Annotated in this window: 11 protein-coding genes and 1 pseudogene; 8 read left to right on the top strand and 4 right to left on the bottom strand. The window is 58.0% G+C overall.

Annotated elements, in window-relative coordinates:
- Positions 1-5 precede the first annotated feature (5 nt).
- The 6 genes and pseudogenes from KW841_RS27730 to KW841_RS27705 all read left to right on the top strand — a co-directional run bounded on the left by KW841_RS27730 (position 6) and on the right by KW841_RS27705 (position 11,386).
- A complete protein-coding gene (locus KW841_RS27730; RefSeq protein WP_218480514.1) occupies positions 6-4,223 on the top strand; it encodes an RHS repeat-associated core domain-containing protein in 4,218 nt (1,405 codons plus the stop codon).
- Positions 4,224-4,227: 4 nt separating this feature from the next.
- Complete coding sequence (locus KW841_RS27725; RefSeq protein WP_218480513.1) at positions 4,228-4,839, top strand: hypothetical protein; 612 nt, start codon at positions 4,228-4,230, stop codon at positions 4,837-4,839.
- 161 nt (positions 4,840-5,000) lie between these two features.
- A pseudogene (locus KW841_RS27720) lies at positions 5,001-8,777 on the top strand (RHS repeat-associated core domain-containing protein); the annotation flags it as partial.
- Positions 8,778-8,780: 3 nt separating this feature from the next.
- Positions 8,781-9,320 carry a double-CXXCG motif protein gene (locus tag KW841_RS27715; RefSeq protein WP_218480512.1) on the top strand — a complete coding sequence of 180 codons (540 nt, stop codon included), beginning with the start codon at positions 8,781-8,783 and terminating at the stop codon, positions 9,318-9,320.
- Positions 9,321-9,409: 89 nt separating this feature from the next.
- Entirely contained in the window at positions 9,410-10,390 is a 981-nt protein-coding gene (locus KW841_RS27710) for a YiiG family protein (RefSeq protein ID WP_218480511.1), read from the top strand.
- A 108-nt stretch (positions 10,391-10,498) separates the two neighbouring features.
- Positions 10,499-11,386, top strand: a complete 888-nt coding sequence (locus KW841_RS27705) for a hypothetical protein (RefSeq protein WP_218480510.1) — start codon at positions 10,499-10,501, stop codon at positions 11,384-11,386.
- Between the two features lie 87 nt (positions 11,387-11,473).
- Here KW841_RS27705 and KW841_RS27700 read toward each other — a convergent pair whose 3' ends face one another.
- From KW841_RS27700 to KW841_RS27690, 3 genes are all read right to left on the bottom strand, one after another.
- Complete coding sequence (locus KW841_RS27700; protein WP_218480509.1) at positions 11,474-11,914, bottom strand: phage infection protein; 441 nt, start codon at positions 11,912-11,914, stop codon at positions 11,474-11,476.
- A 183-nt stretch (positions 11,915-12,097) separates the two neighbouring features.
- The gene (locus KW841_RS27695) at positions 12,098-12,730 is read right to left on the bottom strand and encodes a response regulator transcription factor (protein ID WP_015095659.1); all 633 of its coding nucleotides are present in this window, start codon (positions 12,728-12,730) and stop codon (positions 12,098-12,100) included.
- A gap of 34 nt (positions 12,731-12,764) precedes the next feature.
- Positions 12,765-14,129, bottom strand: coding sequence for a cache domain-containing protein (locus KW841_RS27690; RefSeq protein WP_218480508.1), 1,365 nt, complete (start codon positions 14,127-14,129; stop codon positions 12,765-12,767).
- Positions 14,130-14,487: 358 nt separating this feature from the next.
- Here KW841_RS27690 and KW841_RS27685 point away from each other — a divergent pair, with 358 nt between their 5' ends.
- Both KW841_RS27685 and KW841_RS27680 read left to right on the top strand, forming a co-directional pair.
- The gene (locus KW841_RS27685; protein ID WP_102702207.1) at positions 14,488-16,545 is read left to right on the top strand and encodes a carbon starvation CstA family protein; all 2,058 of its coding nucleotides are present in this window, start codon (positions 14,488-14,490) and stop codon (positions 16,543-16,545) included.
- A 14-nt stretch (positions 16,546-16,559) separates the two neighbouring features.
- A complete protein-coding gene (locus KW841_RS27680) occupies positions 16,560-16,757 on the top strand; it encodes a YbdD/YjiX family protein (protein WP_008051268.1) in 198 nt (65 codons plus the stop codon).
- 115 nt (positions 16,758-16,872) lie between these two features.
- Here the strand turns inward: KW841_RS27680 and KW841_RS27675 are convergent, their stop codons facing one another.
- Positions 16,873-17,031 (bottom strand): hypothetical protein, encoded by a 159-nt coding sequence (locus KW841_RS27675; RefSeq protein WP_218480507.1) that lies wholly within the window; start codon positions 17,029-17,031, stop codon positions 16,873-16,875.
- Positions 17,032-17,121 lie beyond the last annotated feature (90 nt).

Genomic DNA, 17,121 nt, shown 5'->3' with positions numbered 1-17,121 from the left:
CGGCCATGTTCGAAGCCGCAAGGTTTGGCGATGAACTGTCGCACACCAGCGCCCTGGGCGGGTTTCTCATCGGCGCGGCGCTTGGTATTGCGCTGATTGCCACGGTGGCGATCGCGACGTTCACCTGTGGGTTTGGCGTGGCCTTGTTGGCGGGTTTGGCCGCAGGCGTCGGAGGTAGCCTGCTCACCGCGGCCGGGGAGAAGATAGGCAGTATGTTTTCTTCACCCGCGGGGACGATCGTCACCGCGTCGCCCAACGTGTTCATCAACAGTCGCAAGGCTGCCCACGTCGAAAAGAGCACGGGGGCCTGCGACAAGCATCCCGGTCCGGTAAAGGTCGCCGAAGGTTCGACCAACGTCTTCATCAACGGTACGGCCGCCGCCCGCAAGGGCGACAAGATGACCTGCGGCGCGACGCTCTCCAGCGGCTCGGACAATGTCTTCATCGGTGGCGGAACCCATCGCTACCTGCCGGTGGACGACGAGATTCCCGGTTGGCTGCGGACCACGGTCGACATCCTCATGGCGGTCGCCGGTGCCGCGGGCGGTATCGCTCAATTGATCAAGGCCGGGACCCAGGCCGGCATGAAAGCCATCATGCCCTGCGCACTGAAATTCACCGCCGGGTTCGTCGCCGGTGAGGTTGCCTCGCGTTACGTCGTGGGACCGGCCATCGAGCGCGCGGTGGGTGGCCTGATCGGCAACCCCGTTGATGCCACCACCGGCCGCAAGGTCATTACCGACGAAACCGACTTCAGCCTGCCGGGCCTGATGCCGATCCAATGGTCCCGCTTCTATGCCAGCGACCTGAGCGTCGACAGTGTGCTCGGCAAGGGTTGGGTCTTGCCCTGGGAGCAAAGCCTGCGTCGCAGCGGCACCTTCGTGTACCTCACCGACAATCAGGGGCGCAGCGTTCCGTTCGTGGACGTGCAGCCGGGGGAGCGTATCTACAATCCCCATGAACAGGTGTATCTGGTCTGCACCGAGGGCGGTCATTATCTGCTGCAAACCCTCGACAACAGCTTTTTCTACTTCGGCGAAGTCGCGGACGACAATGTCCCGGTACCGCTGCAACGCATCGAAAACGCCCTGGGCCACTTCCTGCACTTCACCCGCACCGCCGAGGGCACGCTCACCGACATCAGCGCCACCGGGGGCGTGCGGGTGCACCTGCATTACGACAACCCGCTGGGCCGCCTGACCGACGTCAGGCGCGTGGTCGACAACGAGGCCGTTGAAACCCTGGTGCAGTACCGTTACGACGACAACGGACAGCTCGCTGAAGTGATCAACCGCAACGGCGATTCGCTGCGTCGTTTCAGCTACATCGACGGCATGATGGCCAGCCACAGCAACGCTCTGGGCCTGACCTGCAACTACCGTTGGGAACCCATCGAAGGCCAGCAACGGGTAGTGGAACACTGGACCAGCGATGGCGAACGTTTCCGGTTCCGCTACGACATCAAGGGCCGCACCACCCGGGTCACCGACGTGCTCGGGCGCGAAGCCGAGCTTCACTACAACACCGATCATCGCGTCACCGCCAGCCGCGATTTCGGGGGCGAGCACTACGTCATCAACATCGATGACACGGGCAACATGACCGGCCTGACGCTGCCTGACGGCAACAGGATCACGCTCAAGTACGACGAGTACGCACGGCTGCTCGAGGAGACCGACCCGCTCGGGCGCACGATCAAATACCGCTATCACCACCTGACCCCGCTGATCACGCAGGTGGACTACCCTGACGGCAGCACCTGGCAAGCCCGCTACGACGACAAGGGCAACCTCATCGCCGAAGTCGACGCCCTCGGTCACACCACCGAATACCTCAACGGCGACGACGGCCTGCCACACACCATCATCGACGCGACCCACAAGTCCAAATACCTGTGGTGGAACACCCTGGCCCAGGTCGAGCGCTTCCAGGATTGCTCGGGTAAAAACACCACGTATCGCTTCGACGAGCGCCAGCACCTGGTCGCCGTCACCGACGCGCTGGGCCAGACCACCACGCTGGAACGCAAACCTGACGGCGAAGTGCTGCGCATCCATCACCCGGACGGCAGCGCCGAATCCTTCACCTACAACGCCCTCGGCCAGGTGCTCAGCCACACCGACGGCAAAGGCCAGACCACGCGCCTGCTACGCACCGCCCGGGGCCTGCCGAGCAGCCGCCAGGACGCCAAGGGCCAGCGCATCCGCTACGAGTACGACCCGGCGATTCGCCTGACGGCACTGATCAACGAAAACAACGCGGCGTACCAGTTCGCCTACGATGCGTCCGACCGGTTGGTCGAAGAAAAGCGCATCGACAACCTGACCCGGCGCTTCAGCTACAACCTCGGCGGACATCTGACCCAGGTCGACGAAACCGGCTACGGCGAGCGCGGCGAACGGCCACAGCGCCGCACCGAATTCGAGCGCGACGCGATTGGCCGCCTGCTCGCCAAACTCAATACCGACGCGCGCCAGGACTACACCTACGACGACGCAGACCGCTTGCTCACCATCGAGCGCCTACCCACCGCCAACGGCAAAAAACTCGGCGTCAGCGCAGAAAAACTCGATTTTTCCTACGACCTATTGGGCCGTCTGATCAAAGAGACGACGCTCCAAGGCGCCTTGTCCTACGAATACGACCCCCTGAGCAACCTCACCACGCTGACGTTGCCCACCGGCCAACACCTCAATCACCTGTACTACGGCAGCGGCCACCTGCACCAACTCAACCTCGACGGCCAACTGATCAGCGACATCGAGCGCGACGACCTGCACCGCGAAGTCCTGCGCACCCAGGGCACGCTCACCAGCTGCTTCGGCTACGACGCGATGGGCCGCAAGAGCTGGCAGTTCGCCTCGCGCCTGCCGGCGGAAAAACTCTCGCGCCTCCACAACCCCGGCATCCAGCCCGACCTGCTGGTCGAGCACGCCTACAACCCGATCCACCGCCGTCACCAGTACGACCCGGCCGGCGAGTTGACCCGCACCCTCGACAAACTGCGCGGCGAGATCAAATACCAATACGAAGCCAACGGCCAGTTGCACAGCCGCGACACCGGCCAGCTGATCGACAGCGAAGAGTTCCGCTACGACGCCGCGGCGAACCGGCTGAACTTCAACACCAGCCAGTTTGACCACGTCAAGGACAACCGCCTCAAGCGCTGGCGGGATCAGGAATATGCCTACGATGCGTGGGGCAACCTGATTGAGAAACGCAGCGGGATGAACCGGCTGCAGACGTTCACGTATGACTGCGAAAACCGCCTCGTCAAAGCTGAGACGATGGTCAACGGCAAGCTGGAAAGTACCGGTTCGTATCGTTACGACAGCCTTGGGCGGCGGGTTGGCAAGGTGTCAGAGGTCGATGGCGTCACCGAGCAGAAGCATTTCCTGTGGCAAGGCTTGCGCATGTTGCGCGAGGAAACGCCGGGGCAGAGCAGTCTGTACATTTACGAGCCGGGTAGTTATGCGCCGTTGGCGCGGGTGGATCAGGCCGAGGGTGAGGAACAGAAGCTTTACTACTTCCACACCGACCAGATCGGTACGCCGCTGGAGATGACTGACCGGGAAGGGCAGATCGTCTGGCAGGCGACGTACAAGGCTTGGGGATCGCTGGAGCGATTGGACGTCAACAAAGTCGAGCAGAATCTGCGGTTTCAGGGGCAGTATTTCGATGAGGAGACAGGGCTGCACTACAACACGTTTCGGTATTACGATCCGGAGGTGGGGCGGTTTGTTACGCAGGATCCGATTGGTTTGTTGGGGGGGGGGAATCTCTATCAATATGCACCCAATACCACTGGTTGGATTGACCCGTTTGGCCTATGCAAAAGTTCTGCAAGTGGTGTTAAAGGCACAAATAAAGCACGGCATGATCTTGAGCGAAATGGATATAAGGTGGTTTCGGAAGAGGTGACGATGAAAGTTAATGGCAGTAGGGTTCGCGCCGATATAGTCGCTCAAGATGCACATGGGAGTTATCACGTATTCGAGGTTAAGCATGGTTCTGGTGGACTCACTAAGAATCAAAAAGCCGCTGGAGTCTATGATATGTCAAGTCCTGCCAACACTACGCAGCATCTGGGTGGTGGGACCATAAAACAATCGCAAGGCACAGCAGGCACATTCAAAGTTGATACTAAAGGTAAGCCTGGTAAGTCCTTAGGCGGCAAAGGCGCCGTTCATAATGCTACGTTCAATGTTTTGAAATATGGGTGATTTTATGAGTAAAGAAGATAGGGTTTATTTTGAGAGTGAGCTGCTAAAAGAGCTGAAGGGTCTTGAATGGCCAGGCTTGTCGATTAAGGCGGTAAAGGGAGGGGTTAAATTTCGCTGGGAAAAAAAATTAGTAGCTGAGCTTGATTTTCAGTATTTGGTAAATTCGAATGCATATGTCCTGAATGGCATAGTCTTCGGGGGGCCTATTTTTGACTGTTCTTCTGAGGTCAATCCTCCTTATAAAAGCAATTTGGGTAGTGCTGCGTGTTTCTCATTTACAACATCAGGAAGACAAGATAAAAAATTCGGCACAAGTATATATGGCACCATAAGTGTGCCTAAGCGAGAGGATGCTGGTGCGATATGTGCGCATATCCGGCGCGCGCTTGAAAGCCACTATGTCCCCCTCATGGCAGGGTGCATACTGCCAAGCGCCCGGACTATTGATGATGTGCTGGCATCTCCGACTGACTATGCATATCCCGCGTTATTTATTCATTGTGCTGTTGCTTATAATTCAGGAATCATCAGCAGCGAAAATCTTGAGAAGGTTAAGTTAAATAAAAAGATAATTAAGAATAAAGATTTTGATTTGGGGCTTTTGAGCAGCTTATAGTATTGTTGGCTGTACATTAGCTTAGGTGTTGACACTATTGAGAGTTGAGAGTGTCAGCTCGAGTATTTCCTGCATTCGTTTTTGGTTTGCTCTTTAATAATTTAATTAAAAGTGGTTGCGAGGTTAGCGCAGCCACTTACCCCGCTATGAACGGAGACCCTTCTGGCAACGTATTCATTGGCGGTGGCACACACCGCTATCTGCCGGTGGACGACGAGATCCCCGGCTGGCTGCGAGCCACGGTCGATATCATCATAGCAGTCGCCGGTGCGGCGGGCGGTATCGCTCAATTGATCAAGGCCGGGACACAGGCCGGCATGAAAGCCATCATGCCCTGCGTGTTGAAATTCACCGCCGACTTCGTCGCGGGTGAGGTTGCCAGTCGCTACGTCGTAGGACCGGCTATCGAGCGTGCAGTCGGCGGTCTGGTCGGCAACCCTGTCGATGCCACCAGCGGCCGCAAGGTCATCCCTGACGAAACTGATTTCAGCCTCCTAGGCCTGATGCCCATCGACTGGTCACGCTTCTACGCCAGCGACCTGACCGTCGACTGTGTGCTCGACCGGGGCTGGGTATTGCCCTGGGAACAAAGCCCGTGTCGCAGTGGCAGCTTCGTCTACCTCACGGATAACCAGGGGCGCAGCGTGCCCTTTGTGGATGTGGAACCCGGTGATCGCATCTATAACCCCTATGAGCAGCTCCACCTGGTCCGCACCGAAGGCGGCCACTACCTGCTGCAAACCCTCGACAACCTGTTCTTCTACTTCGGCGAGGTGCCGGACGACAGCAGCGATGTCCCGCTGCAACGCCTGGAAAATGCCCTCGGGCATTACCTGCATTTCACCCGCACGGCTGAAGGCCGGTTGACCGACATCAGCGCCACGGGTGGTGTTCGGGTGCACCTGCACTATGACAACCCGCTGGGGCGCCTGACCGACGTCAAGCGCGTCGTCGACAACCAGGCGGTTGAAACCCTGGTGCAGTACCGCTATGACGACAACGGCCAACTCATCGAGGTGATCAATCGCAACAGCGATTCGATGCGCCGCTTCAGCTACGCCGATGGTGTGATGGCCAGCCACAGCAACGCCCTGGGCCTGAGCTGTCATTACCGCTGGGAAACCATTGAAGGCCAGCTGCGTGTGGTGGAGCACTGGACCAGCGATGGCGAACACTTTCACTACCGCTACGACTTCAAGCACCGCACCTCGTGGGCCACTGACGCACTGGGGCGCGAGCTCCAGATCCACTACAACGAAGATCGCCGCGTGATTGCCAGTCGTGACTTCGGCGGTGAGCAGTACGCTATCGACCTCGACGAAGCGGGCAACATGACCGGTCTCAAGCTGCCGGATGGAAACCGGTTGGGGTTCAAGTACGACAACTTTTCGCGTTTGCTTGAAGAAACCGACCCATTGGGCCGACAGATCAAATACAAGTACCACCTCGGTACTACGCTGGTCACAGAAACGACCTTCCTGGACGGCAGCACCTGGCAAGCCCGCTACGACGACAAGGGCAACCTCGTCGCCGAAGTCGACGCCCTCGGTCACACCACCGAATACCTCAACGGCGACGACGGCCTGCCACACACCATCATCGACGCGACCCACAAGTCAAAATACCTGTGGTGGAACACCCTGGCCCAGGTCGAGCGCTTCCAGGATTGCTCGGGTAAAAACACCACGTATCGCTTCGACGAGCGCCAGCACCTGGTCGCCGTCACCGACGCGCTGGGTCAGACCACCACGCTGGAACGCAAGCCCGACGGCGAAGTGCTGCGTATCCATCACCCGGACGGCAGCGCCGAGTCCTTCACCTACAACGCCCTCGGCCAGGTACTGACGCACACCGACGGCAAAGGCCAGACCACGCGCCTGCTGCGCACCGCCCGGGGCCTGCCGAGCAGCCGCCAGGACGCCAAGGGCTAGCGCATCCGCTACGAGTACGACCCGGCGATTCGCCTGACGGCACTGATCAACGAAAACAACGCGGCGTACCAGTTCGCCTACGACGCGTCCGACCGGTTGGTCGAAGAAAAACGCATCGACAACCTGACCCGGCGCTTCAGCTACAACCTCGGCGGGCACCTGACCCAGGTCGACGAAACCGGCTACGGCGAACGCGGCGAACGGCCACAGCGCCGCACCGAATTCGAGCGCGACGCGATTGGCCGACTGCTGGCCAAACTCAATGCCGATGCCCGTCAGGATTACGTGTACGACGACGCTGATCGCCTGCTGTCGATCCAGCGCCTGCCGACCGCGCAGGGCAAGCAACTCGGCGTCAGCGCAGAAACGCTCGAATTCTCCTACGACCTGCTCGGCCGCCTGATCCAGGAGACTACGGCGCAAGGCGCCTTGTCCTACGAGTACGACCCACTGAGCAACCTCACCACGCTGACGTTGCCCACTGGCCAACACCTCAATCACCTGTACTACGGCAGCGGCCACCTGCACCAACTCAACCTCGACGGCCAGCTCATCAGCGACATCGAGCGCGACGACCTGCACCGCGAAGTCCTGCGCACCCAGGGCACCCTCACCAGCTGCTTCGGCTACGACGCGATGGGCCGCAAGAGCTGGCAGTTCGCCTCGCGCCTGCCGGCGGAAAAACTCTCGCGCCTCCACAACCCCGGCATCCAGCCCGACCTGCTGGTCGAGCACGCCTACAACCCGATCCACCGCCGTCACCGCTACGACCCGGCCGGCGAACTGACCCGCACCCTCGACAAACTGCGCGGCGAGATCAAGTACGAGTACGAAGCCAACGGCCAGTTGCACAGCCGCGACACCGGCCAGTTGATCGACAGCGAAGAATTCCGCTACGACGCGGCCGCGAACCGGCTGAACTTCAACACCAGCCAGTTCGACCACGTCAAGGACAACCGCCTCAAGCGCTGGCGGGATCAGGAATATGCCTACGATGCGTGGGGCAACCTGATTGAGAAACGCAGCGGGATGGGCACGCTGCAGACGTTTCGTTATGACTGTGAGAATCGGTTGGTGCGGGCCGAGACGTTGGTCAACGGCAAGCTCGTAAGTACCGGTTCGTATCGGTACGACAGTTTGGGGCGGCGGATTGCCAAGGTTTCAGAGATCAACGGTCGGACCGAGCAGAAGCACTTTTTGTGGCAAGGCCTGCGGATGCTGCGCGAGGAAAGTCCGGGGCGGAGCAGTCTGTACCTGTATGAGCCGGGGAGTTATGCGCCCTTGGCGCGTGTCGACCAGGCGGAGGGTGGGGAGCAGCAGCTTTACTACTTCCATACCGACCAGATTGGTACGCCGCTGGAAATGACGGACCGTGAGGGGCAGATTGTCTGGCAGGCGACGTACAAGGCTTGGGGTTCGGTTGAGAAGCTGACGGTCAATGACGTCGAGCAGAACCTGCGGTTTCAGGGGCAGTATTTCGATGAGGAGACGGGGCTGCACTACAACACGTTTCGGTATTACGATCCGGAGGTGGGGCGTTTTGTTACGCAGGATCCGATTGGGTTAGATGGGGGATATAACTTATATAAATATGCGCCCGGTCCTACTGGATGGATCGATCCACTGGGGCTTTGCTCCAAGGCGCTAAGTAACAATATGACAAAAGGTGGAACACCCCGCCCCGCAAACTCAGCTGCACATCATATCGTTGGTGATACCGCTAAGCTTGCAGCTCCTGCGAGAGCGGTCCTGGCAAAGCATGATATTCATGTGGATGATGCGGTCAATGGAGTGTTTTTGCCTAATCGTAATAACATTGACTCGAGTGTGCCGGGGATCTTGCATAATGGTAAGCATCCAAATTCTTATTTTGAGAATGTTAACCAGCTTATAATTAGTGCGGATAAGGCTGGTGGTAAGCCGATGGTTTTGAAGACGATTGATAGAATTCGTAATACATTGCTTACGAGTCCGCGCGATGCGCAGTGGTCTGGATTATTTGGGTGATTTATGAAGATTTATTCAATAACACAAGATGATAAATACAAAACATTGATCGATGCGGATCAGGTGGAAAGTCTGCAGGAATTCGCTACAAAGCTGGCATATGGTGAAGTGATTTTAGAGTCTGAGAGACAGGCTTTTTGTGTCGTCTATAATAGTGATGATAAAAATAAGCCGGCACTTTCTGATTTTTTTACTTTTTTCAGGCCGATCTTGGTTGTCTCGGAAAAAGCATATGATGCGCTTGATTTTTTGCAGACTTTTCCTAGGGTTAAGCTGCTCGGGCCACGTGCAGGGGATGTCGCAATATTCATTGCCGAGCTTCTATCAAATGCATTTGATATTGATCAATCCGATTACGATAGGGGGGAGGGTGGTTACGTCGTTTATAAGGCGGTATTAAAAATTCCAGAGAGTTACACGGGAGAAATTTTCCGCATTCCTGAAAATCCGCAAGTGCTATATGTCAGTCAAGTGTTCAAGGACGCTGTAGAGTCACTAGGCCTAAGAGGGCTCGCTTTTAAGGAAGTTGCTCGGAGTTATTGAAGGGACTGTGAGGTGTGCAGAGGTTGTATTGAAATGGTGGTTTTTGTTTCGGAAGTAGATGTGTTTTTGTATGGATAGGGAGAAGTAGCATGTATTCAAGGAATATGCTGACAGGGATGTTGATGTTGGTAGGGGTTTTTCTGAGCGGATGTGACAAATCCGACAACACCCAAGACGTTGCGACCCACAATCAGGAGCATTTGGAGGCGCGGAACTCAAGCCAGGCAGAGATAGAAAAATACAATATTTATGTCGAGGCCGCGAACAGGGGCGGGGATTTCGTCACCACACTGGAGAAGCGTAGGGCCGAATATTCGGAAACCCTCGCGTCAGAAAAGAAACTGACGAGTTATTACATCTTCAACAGTTATGATATCAGCATTCTGCAAGATAACTTTAACAAAGCATTGGAACTCTCTTACCCGATGCCAGAACTGGATGGACCTGCGAAAGGCATGCTTGTAGCGCTCGCAAAATTGCAGCCTGTCCACGCAGAACTCGCCAATTATGCCAATTCCAAGGGATACCTGGCCGATGACGGAAAAAAAGCCAGAGAAATGGAGCCATTGCTGGATGCAGCCTTGGAAGCCGTTGCCGTTGAGCAGGCGAAATTTTATGCCGGTATTAACAAGCTCGACGAAATAAATACCCAGACAGCCTTTGATAGCGCCGAGAAAGACAGCCTGGGTTATTACCGTGCAGGCATCGTGCTTTACGCCAAGCAATCCGTTCGATTGTCTGGCGATTTTTTCCAGTCATCTGGTGCGCAGGAAGCTACCAAACATTTTGAAAACAGCCTGAATAAGACCGCCCAAATGATCGATGGTTGGGACAAGAAGGGCAAGGCTCAGACACCAGCTCTCAAATGCAGTGTCTTGCTCAGTGATTTGAACCGTTTTGTCGGTAAAGGGCGTGAAGCGATCAACACGGCGAGAAGCGGTGGCTACAAGCCTGATGAGCAACGACAAATGATGTGGAAAATGAATAATCCCATCGAGCGAGATGCCAAGACTTTTGGGCAATCCTTTGACTCTGTGATCAATGGGCTGAACCGTACAACCTGTATCTGAAGGTTTGCAATGGAGTCGACAGTGTTCGCAGGCAACGCCTCTTAATGAAAGATAGTCGTCTGGATTACGTTGTTTTTTACAATCAACCACTAGGGAAGTAACCATCTCATGCAGCAATCACCCAAACCCGCTTCAACGGTGACAGGTCAACTGATCTCTACCTTCCGTCACGGTAAAGGCTTTCTGGTCTTCTTGCTGTTGCTCGCAATTGTCCTGTTCTGTATGGCGGGATTTGTGTTGTACCTGGGTACCATACTGCCGGTGGCCAGTTCCGGGGCGAACACCAGTCGTGGTTCCAGTCCGCAGTTGTTGATCTATTCAGTCAGTGGCCTGTTGGTCGTCACTTCGGCGGTCTTGTTCGGGCTTTATCCGTGGCAGAAGAAGTTGCGCGGAACCCATTATGAGGTTTACGAGCACGGCATTGTTGCTGTCAGTGGAAAGCAGCAACAATATACGGCGTTTACTGAAATAGAAGACCTTTACCTGTTCAGTTCAGGGCAAACCGTATTCACTGGCCTGATCACCAACCTGGCGTACCGTCGTAACGAAAGCGAGCCGTTTCATCGCGTCATCGAGTCGCTGAAAGGCTTTCAGGAATTCCAGCAACTGGTGCGTGAGTTGCATGTTCGCGAGTGTCTGCTGGTTGTGATGAACAAACTTGAGTCTAACGGCGCAGTGACCTTCAAGTATGTGCCGACCGGGCAGGTCTGGCGCAAGCGAGTCTCGGGGGACTTCCTGAATGTCGTCACTCAAACAATTATTGTGACACGCGAGTTTCTGGAAGTTGACGGACGTAAAGTCCCGGTGTCGGCCCTTGCTTCAGTCAATTTGAACGCCTGGAGTGAGAAGGTCACTCTGAAAGACGAGGCTGGGAATCAGATTCTATCAACGGTGTGCACCGGCATCATGAGTCATGACCTGTTCCTTACGACGCTGGAGGTGCTGCTGGATGCTCAACGGGCAAGCAGCGGTGAGACTGTTGAGAGTCTGGCCTGAGAATCCCAGAGCACCGTCAGGCTGAACAATACAAAAAAACCGGCTGATCAGGCCGGTTTTTTTGAGGGCGGTGGTAGAGCAACGTATTCAGGCAGTGCGATTCTGGATCAGACGATCCGAGCCACCTTCGGCAATCCGATTCTGCAGCAGTTTGTCCGAACCACCTTCAGCAACGCGATTCTGCATCAGTTTGTCGGAGCCACCTTCAGCCACGCGATTCTGCAGCAGTTTGTCAGAGCCACCTTCAGCGACGCGGTTCTGCAGCAGCTTGTCGGAGCCACCTTCAGCGACGCGGTTCTGCAGCAGTTTGTCGGAACCGCCTTCAGCCACGCGATTCTGCATCAACTTGTCGGACCCATCGGCGGCGACGCGGTTCTCGATCAGGCGATCGGAACCACCTTCAGCCACACGGCTTTCAATCAGACGATCCGAGCCGCCTTCAGCGACCACAGGTTGAGCAGAAGTTGCGGCAAAAGCGTTAACTGCGAAAACCGAGAAAGCGATGCTGAGGAGGGTCTGGCGTTTCATGATCGTGTGCTCCGGGGTGCTTATGGGTTGGTATGGAGCAGATGTTACGCCGTGGATTTTTTATGAGAACTTCATTGAGTTGATGGTGACTATTGATGCAGTCAATGGATGATTCGGTGCCCCCCCCTGTGGGAGCAAGCCCGCTCCCACAGGTTTTTGCAGTGGCCACAGGGGGCGGTGGTGTCAGCGGGAAATGAGGCCGTGGTCGATGGCGTATTTGACCAGCGCCGCCGGTTTGTCGATGTTGAGCTTGCGCCGGATGCTCAGGCGGTGTGTTTCCACCGTGCGCACGCTGATGTCCAGTTCCCGGGCCATTTCCTTGTTGTTCAGCCCTTGCGCCATCTTCGACAGCACCTGGCTTTCCCTCGGGGTCAGTTCGTTGTCGGTGTTCTTGTCGGCGATCAGCCGCTGGGCGATGTCGGCGCTGTAGAAGGTGCCGCCGCTGGTGATGGCTTCGATGGCGGCGATGATTTCCCGTGACGGGGCGTTTTTCAGTACGTAGCCGCTGGCGCCGGAGCGGACCGACTCACTGACGTATTCGTAATTGTCGTACATGCTCAGCACCAGCACCTTGAGCGACGGGTACTGGCTGCGCAGCACGCGGGTCAGTTCCAGGCCGTTCATGTCCGGCAGGCTGATGTCGACCAGCAGCAGGTCCGGCTGGCAGCGCCCGACCATGTCGATGGCGTCGGCGCCGTTTTCCGCTTCGCCGACCACTTCCAGGGGCGACATCACGGCCAGCAGTGCCTTGATGCCGTCGCGCACCAGGGAGTGATCGTCGACCAGGGCGATGCGGATCGGGGAGGGCAGGTTCATCGCAGCTATTCACTCTTGTAGTGGTGGGGCCGGCTCAGTGTTTTGCGCCAGGCTTCATCGGCAGTCGTACGTCCAGCTCGCTTCTGCCCGGCATCGAGATCAAGTCGAAGCGCCCGCCATAATGTTCGACGCGTTCGCGGATGTTACGCAAGCCAATGCCGGCCTGACGCCGTTCGACCTGGGCGACATTGAAACCGATGCCGTCATCGACCAGCGTCAGCCGCACGGACTCGTCGCAGCCGCGCAGTGTAATGGACACGTGCTTCGCCTGGGCGTGGCGTTCGATATTGGTCAGGCCTTCCTGGACGATGCGAAACAGCGACACTGCCGCGCCGTCGACCAGTTGGCAGTCGAATTCATTTTCGTTGTAGGTCACGGTCAGCCCGCTGCGCTGCTCGAATTCCGCGGCCAATTGACCGATGGCCGCCGGCAGGCCGAGGGTGTCGAGCAAGGATGAGCGTAGGTCATGGGAGAGGCTGCGGACTTCACCGATGGCATCGCCCAGACGTTCGGTGGCGTCCTTCAGGGTGTTCAGGCCCTTGTCTTGGGCTTGTCCGCTTTCGAGCAGATGGCTGGCCAGTTCGAACTGGAACTTGATCGAGACCAACACCTGGCTGACGCCGTCGTGCAACTCGCGGGACACCCGGGATCGTTCCTCTTCCTGCAGGCTGACGATGCGCTGGGTCAGGCGCTGCAGTTTCTTGTCCGCCAGGCGATGCTCGCTGACGTTGAGGGTCATGCCGGTGGCGAAGACGAACAGCACCGCGACCAGGGCGACCACGGCAATCGCCATCATGGTCTTGCGGATGCCCATGGCCACTTCGGCACGGGCCTGCTGGGTTGCGCGCTCTACGTCTTCGAGGTAGATGCCGGTGCCGAGCATCCAGCCCCAGCGGTCGAGCATCACCACGTAGGCGAGCTTGTCGGTCACCTGGCCGGAGGAGGGCTTGTTCCAGGCGTAGCGTTGGAAGCCTTCGCCCGATTGCGCGCTTTTGAGCAACGCCTGAATCACCGGCAGGCCGTGGGGATCCTTCATGTCCCACAGGTACTGGCCCACCAGGTCCGACTGGCGCGCATGCATCAGGCTGCGGCCTTCGTGGTCGTAGACGAAGAAGTAGCCGTTGATGCCGAAGCTGAGCTTGCGCAGTTCTTCCAGCACTTGCTGCTGGGCACGGGCGTCGCCATGGCCGTCGTCGTACAGCGGGGCGATCAGGCTCTGGGCCATTTCCACGTAGTTTTTCAGTTCCGCGCGTTTGCTCGCCAGAATGCTGTCTTCAATCAGTTGCGCCTGTTGATCGCCCAATTGGCGGTTGAGGGAAATCACCAGCGCGCAGATGACGGCAATGGCCAGCACCAGCGGCAGAATCCCGAGGGCGACGATCTTGTGTTTGAGCTGCATGTTGACTCCTGCCCGCGCGAAGGCTGGGGATCATATGCCAAAGATACACAGCATTGTTGGACGCAATGACCATTGGCGGGTGAGGTCATTCAGTTGGAATGCTGAACCTGTGGGAGCGGGCTTGCCCGCGATGAGGCCATAACATTCAACATCTATGTCGACCGTCAGGCCGCCATCGCGGGCAAGCCCGCTCCCACAGGGGATCTATGGCGTCTACGTAGTACTACGTAGAGACCACGTACGTAGTAACGCGGATTTATTTGTGGACGGCATGCGCAGATATTGGGCCAGCTCCGCAATGCGGACACAATTATAAAAATTACCGCCGCAGTCACTGGCTGTCGGCAGGAGACACGCTATGCCCCGTCTGGCTAAACACCTCGCCTGGTTTGCCGTGGCTGTCCTGGGAGCGATTGCGCTGAGTGTCGTGGCCCTGCGCCGCGGCGAAGCGATCAACGCCCTGTGGATCGTAGTCGCAGCCGTCGCCATCTACCTCGTTGCCTACCGCTATTACAGCCTGTTCATCGCCAACAAAGTGATGCAGCTCGATCCCACTCGGGCCACGCCGGCTGTGCTCAATAACGATGGTCTGGACTATGTGCCGACCAACAAACACGTGCTGTTCGGTCACCACTTCGCGGCCATTGCCGGTGCAGGTCCGCTGGTCGGGCCGGTACTGGCGGCGCAGATGGGCTACCTGCCCGGCACCCTGTGGCTGATCGCCGGCGTGGTGCTGGCCGGTGCGGTGCAGGACTTCATGGTCCTGTTCATGTCCACCCGCCGCAACGGCCGCTCCCTGGGCGATATGGTCCGTGAAGAAATGGGCCGCATCCCCGGCACCATCGCGCTGTTCGGCTGCTTCCTGATCATGATCATCATCCTCGCGGTGCTGGCGCTGATCGTGGTCAAGGCCCTGGCCGAGAGCCCGTGGGGGATCTTCACGGTGATGGCGACCATCCCGATCGCGATGTTCATGGGCATCTACATGCGCTACATCCGCCCGGGCCGCATCGGCGAGATCTCGGTGATCGGCGTGCTCTTGCTGCTCGGTTCGATCTGGCTCGGCGGGCAGATTGCCGCGGATCCGGTGTGGGCCAAGGCCTTTACCTTTACCGGTATCCAGATCACCTGGATGCTGATCGGCTACGGTTTCGTTGCCGCCGTGTTGCCGGTGTGGCTGATCCTGGCGCCCCGTGACTACCTGTCGACCTTCCTGAAAATCGGCACCATCGTGGCTTTGGCCATCGGTATCCTGGTGACCATGCCCGAGCTGAAAATGCCGGCCCTGACCCAATTCATCGACGGCACCGGCCCGGTCTGGAAGGGCGGTCTGTTCCCGTTCCTGTTCATCACCATCGCCTGTGGCGCGGTGTCGGGTTTCCACGCGCTGATCGCTTCCGGCACCACGCCGAAGTTGCTCGCCAATGAGGGGCATGCCCGTTACATCGGTTACGGCGGCATGCTGATGGAGTCCTTCGTGGCCATCATGGCCATGGTCGCGGCGTCGGTGATCGATCCGGGCGTGTACTTCGCCATGAACAGCCCGGCGGCCGTGGTCGGCGCCGATGCGGTGGCCGTTGCGCAAACCGTCAGCAGCTGGGGCTTTGCGATCACGCCGGAAGCGTTGCAAGCGGTGGCCCACGACATCGGGGAAACCACCATCCTGGCCCGTGCCGGCGGTGCGCCGACCCTGGCGGTGGGGATCGCGCAGATCCTGCACCAGCTGTTGCCGGGCGAGAACACCATGGCGTTCTGGTACCACTTCGCGATCCTGTTCGAAGCACTGTTCATCCTGACTGCGGTCGACGCCGGTACCCGTGCCGGGCGCTTCATGCTTCAGGATTTGCTCGGTTCGTTCGTGCCGGCCCTGCGCCGCACCGAGTCCTGGACCGCCAACCTGATCGCCACCGCCGGTTGCGTGGCCATGTGGGGTTATCTGCTGTACCAGGGCGTGATCGACCCGCTGGGCGGCATCAACACCTTGTGGCCGCTGTTCGGCATCTCCAACCAGATGCTGGCCGGTATCGCGCTGATGCTCGGCACCGTGGTGCTGATCAAGATGAAGCGCCAGCGTTATGCCTGGGTCACCTTGCTGCCGGCTGTGTGGTTGCTGATCTGCACCACCACCGCCGGCTTCATCAAGCTGTTCGATGCCAACCCGGCGATCGGCTTCCTCGCCCTGGCGAAGAAGTACAGCGATGCCCTGGCCAATGGTCAGGTGCTGGCCCCGGCCAAGAGCATCGAGCAGATGCAACACGTGATCTTCAACGCCTACACCAACGCCACGCTGACCGCGCTGTTCCTGTTTGTGGTGTTCAGCATCCTGTTCTTCGCACTCAAGGTCGGTATCGCCGCCTGGGGCAGCAAAGAGCGTACGGATAAAGAAGCGCCATTCCAGGCGCTGCCGAATGCATAGGCGAGGAGCGCAGCATGTTCAATGACCTGAGTCGCCTGGGCAAATACCTCGGTCAGGCCGCGCGCCTGATGGTCGGCATGCCCGACTACGACAACTACGTCGAGCACATGCAGAGCAAGCACCCGGACAAACCGGTGATGGACTACGAGGCGTTCTTCCGCGAGCGCCAGGAGGCCCGTTACGGCAGTAAAGCCGGACCCAAGTGCTGTTGAGTGAGCAAAAAAAAACCGGCTGAAAGGCCGGTTTTTTATTGCCTGGAGCAAAGTCCCGAGTGATGGAGGCCGCGCGGCGATCCGAATCGTCGCCGATCCTGTTGTCCCGGGTCAGTCATGGGGCCTTGTCATTCTTTCGCCCGTGAGGCTGATGATCCGGCTTGGCGATCTTGAGTGCCCGGTCGGCGGCCTTGGCGTTATGCACCAGGCGACAGAGCACGGCGACGACGATGATCGCCAGCACTACCCAGATGACAATGGCTTTCACGTACATGGCGAAACCTCTCGCGCAAAACGATCCTTCCGATCGCCGACGTCCCTGTAGCAATAGTATTAATCCATTGTGGCAGGTGTTGCTGATCTT

It is taken from the genome of Pseudomonas sp. PDM28 (assembly GCF_019219115.1).
Taxonomy (GTDB): Bacteria; Pseudomonadota; Gammaproteobacteria; order Pseudomonadales; family Pseudomonadaceae; genus Aquipseudomonas; species Aquipseudomonas laurylsulfatiphila.
Note: the sequence above shows the minus strand (reverse complement) of the source record. Positions and strands in the feature narration are given on the sequence as shown.

Coding starts and splice junctions, on each gene's coding strand:
- KW841_RS27710 (WP_218480511.1), top strand. CDS start 9,410: ATGTATTCAAGGAATATGCTGACAGGGATGTTGATGTTGGTAGGGGTT.
- KW841_RS27700 (WP_218480509.1), bottom strand. CDS start 11,914: ATGAAACGCCAGACCCTCCTCAGCATCGCTTTCTCGGTTTTCGCAGTT.
- KW841_RS27725 (WP_218480513.1), top strand. CDS start 4,228: ATGAGTAAAGAAGATAGGGTTTATTTTGAGAGTGAGCTGCTAAAAGAG.
- KW841_RS27695 (WP_015095659.1), bottom strand. CDS start 12,730: ATGAACCTGCCCTCCCCGATCCGCATCGCCCTGGTCGACGATCACTCC.
- KW841_RS27705 (WP_218480510.1), top strand. CDS start 10,499: ATGCAGCAATCACCCAAACCCGCTTCAACGGTGACAGGTCAACTGATC.
- KW841_RS27680 (WP_008051268.1), top strand. CDS start 16,560: ATGTTCAATGACCTGAGTCGCCTGGGCAAATACCTCGGTCAGGCCGCG.
- KW841_RS27685 (WP_102702207.1), top strand. CDS start 14,488: ATGCCCCGTCTGGCTAAACACCTCGCCTGGTTTGCCGTGGCTGTCCTG.
- KW841_RS27715 (WP_218480512.1), top strand. CDS start 8,781: ATGAAGATTTATTCAATAACACAAGATGATAAATACAAAACATTGATC.
- KW841_RS27675 (WP_218480507.1), bottom strand. CDS start 17,031: ATGTACGTGAAAGCCATTGTCATCTGGGTAGTGCTGGCGATCATCGTC.
- KW841_RS27690 (WP_218480508.1), bottom strand. CDS start 14,129: ATGCAGCTCAAACACAAGATCGTCGCCCTCGGGATTCTGCCGCTGGTG.
- KW841_RS27730 (WP_218480514.1), top strand. CDS start 6: ATGTTCGAAGCCGCAAGGTTTGGCGATGAACTGTCGCACACCAGCGCC.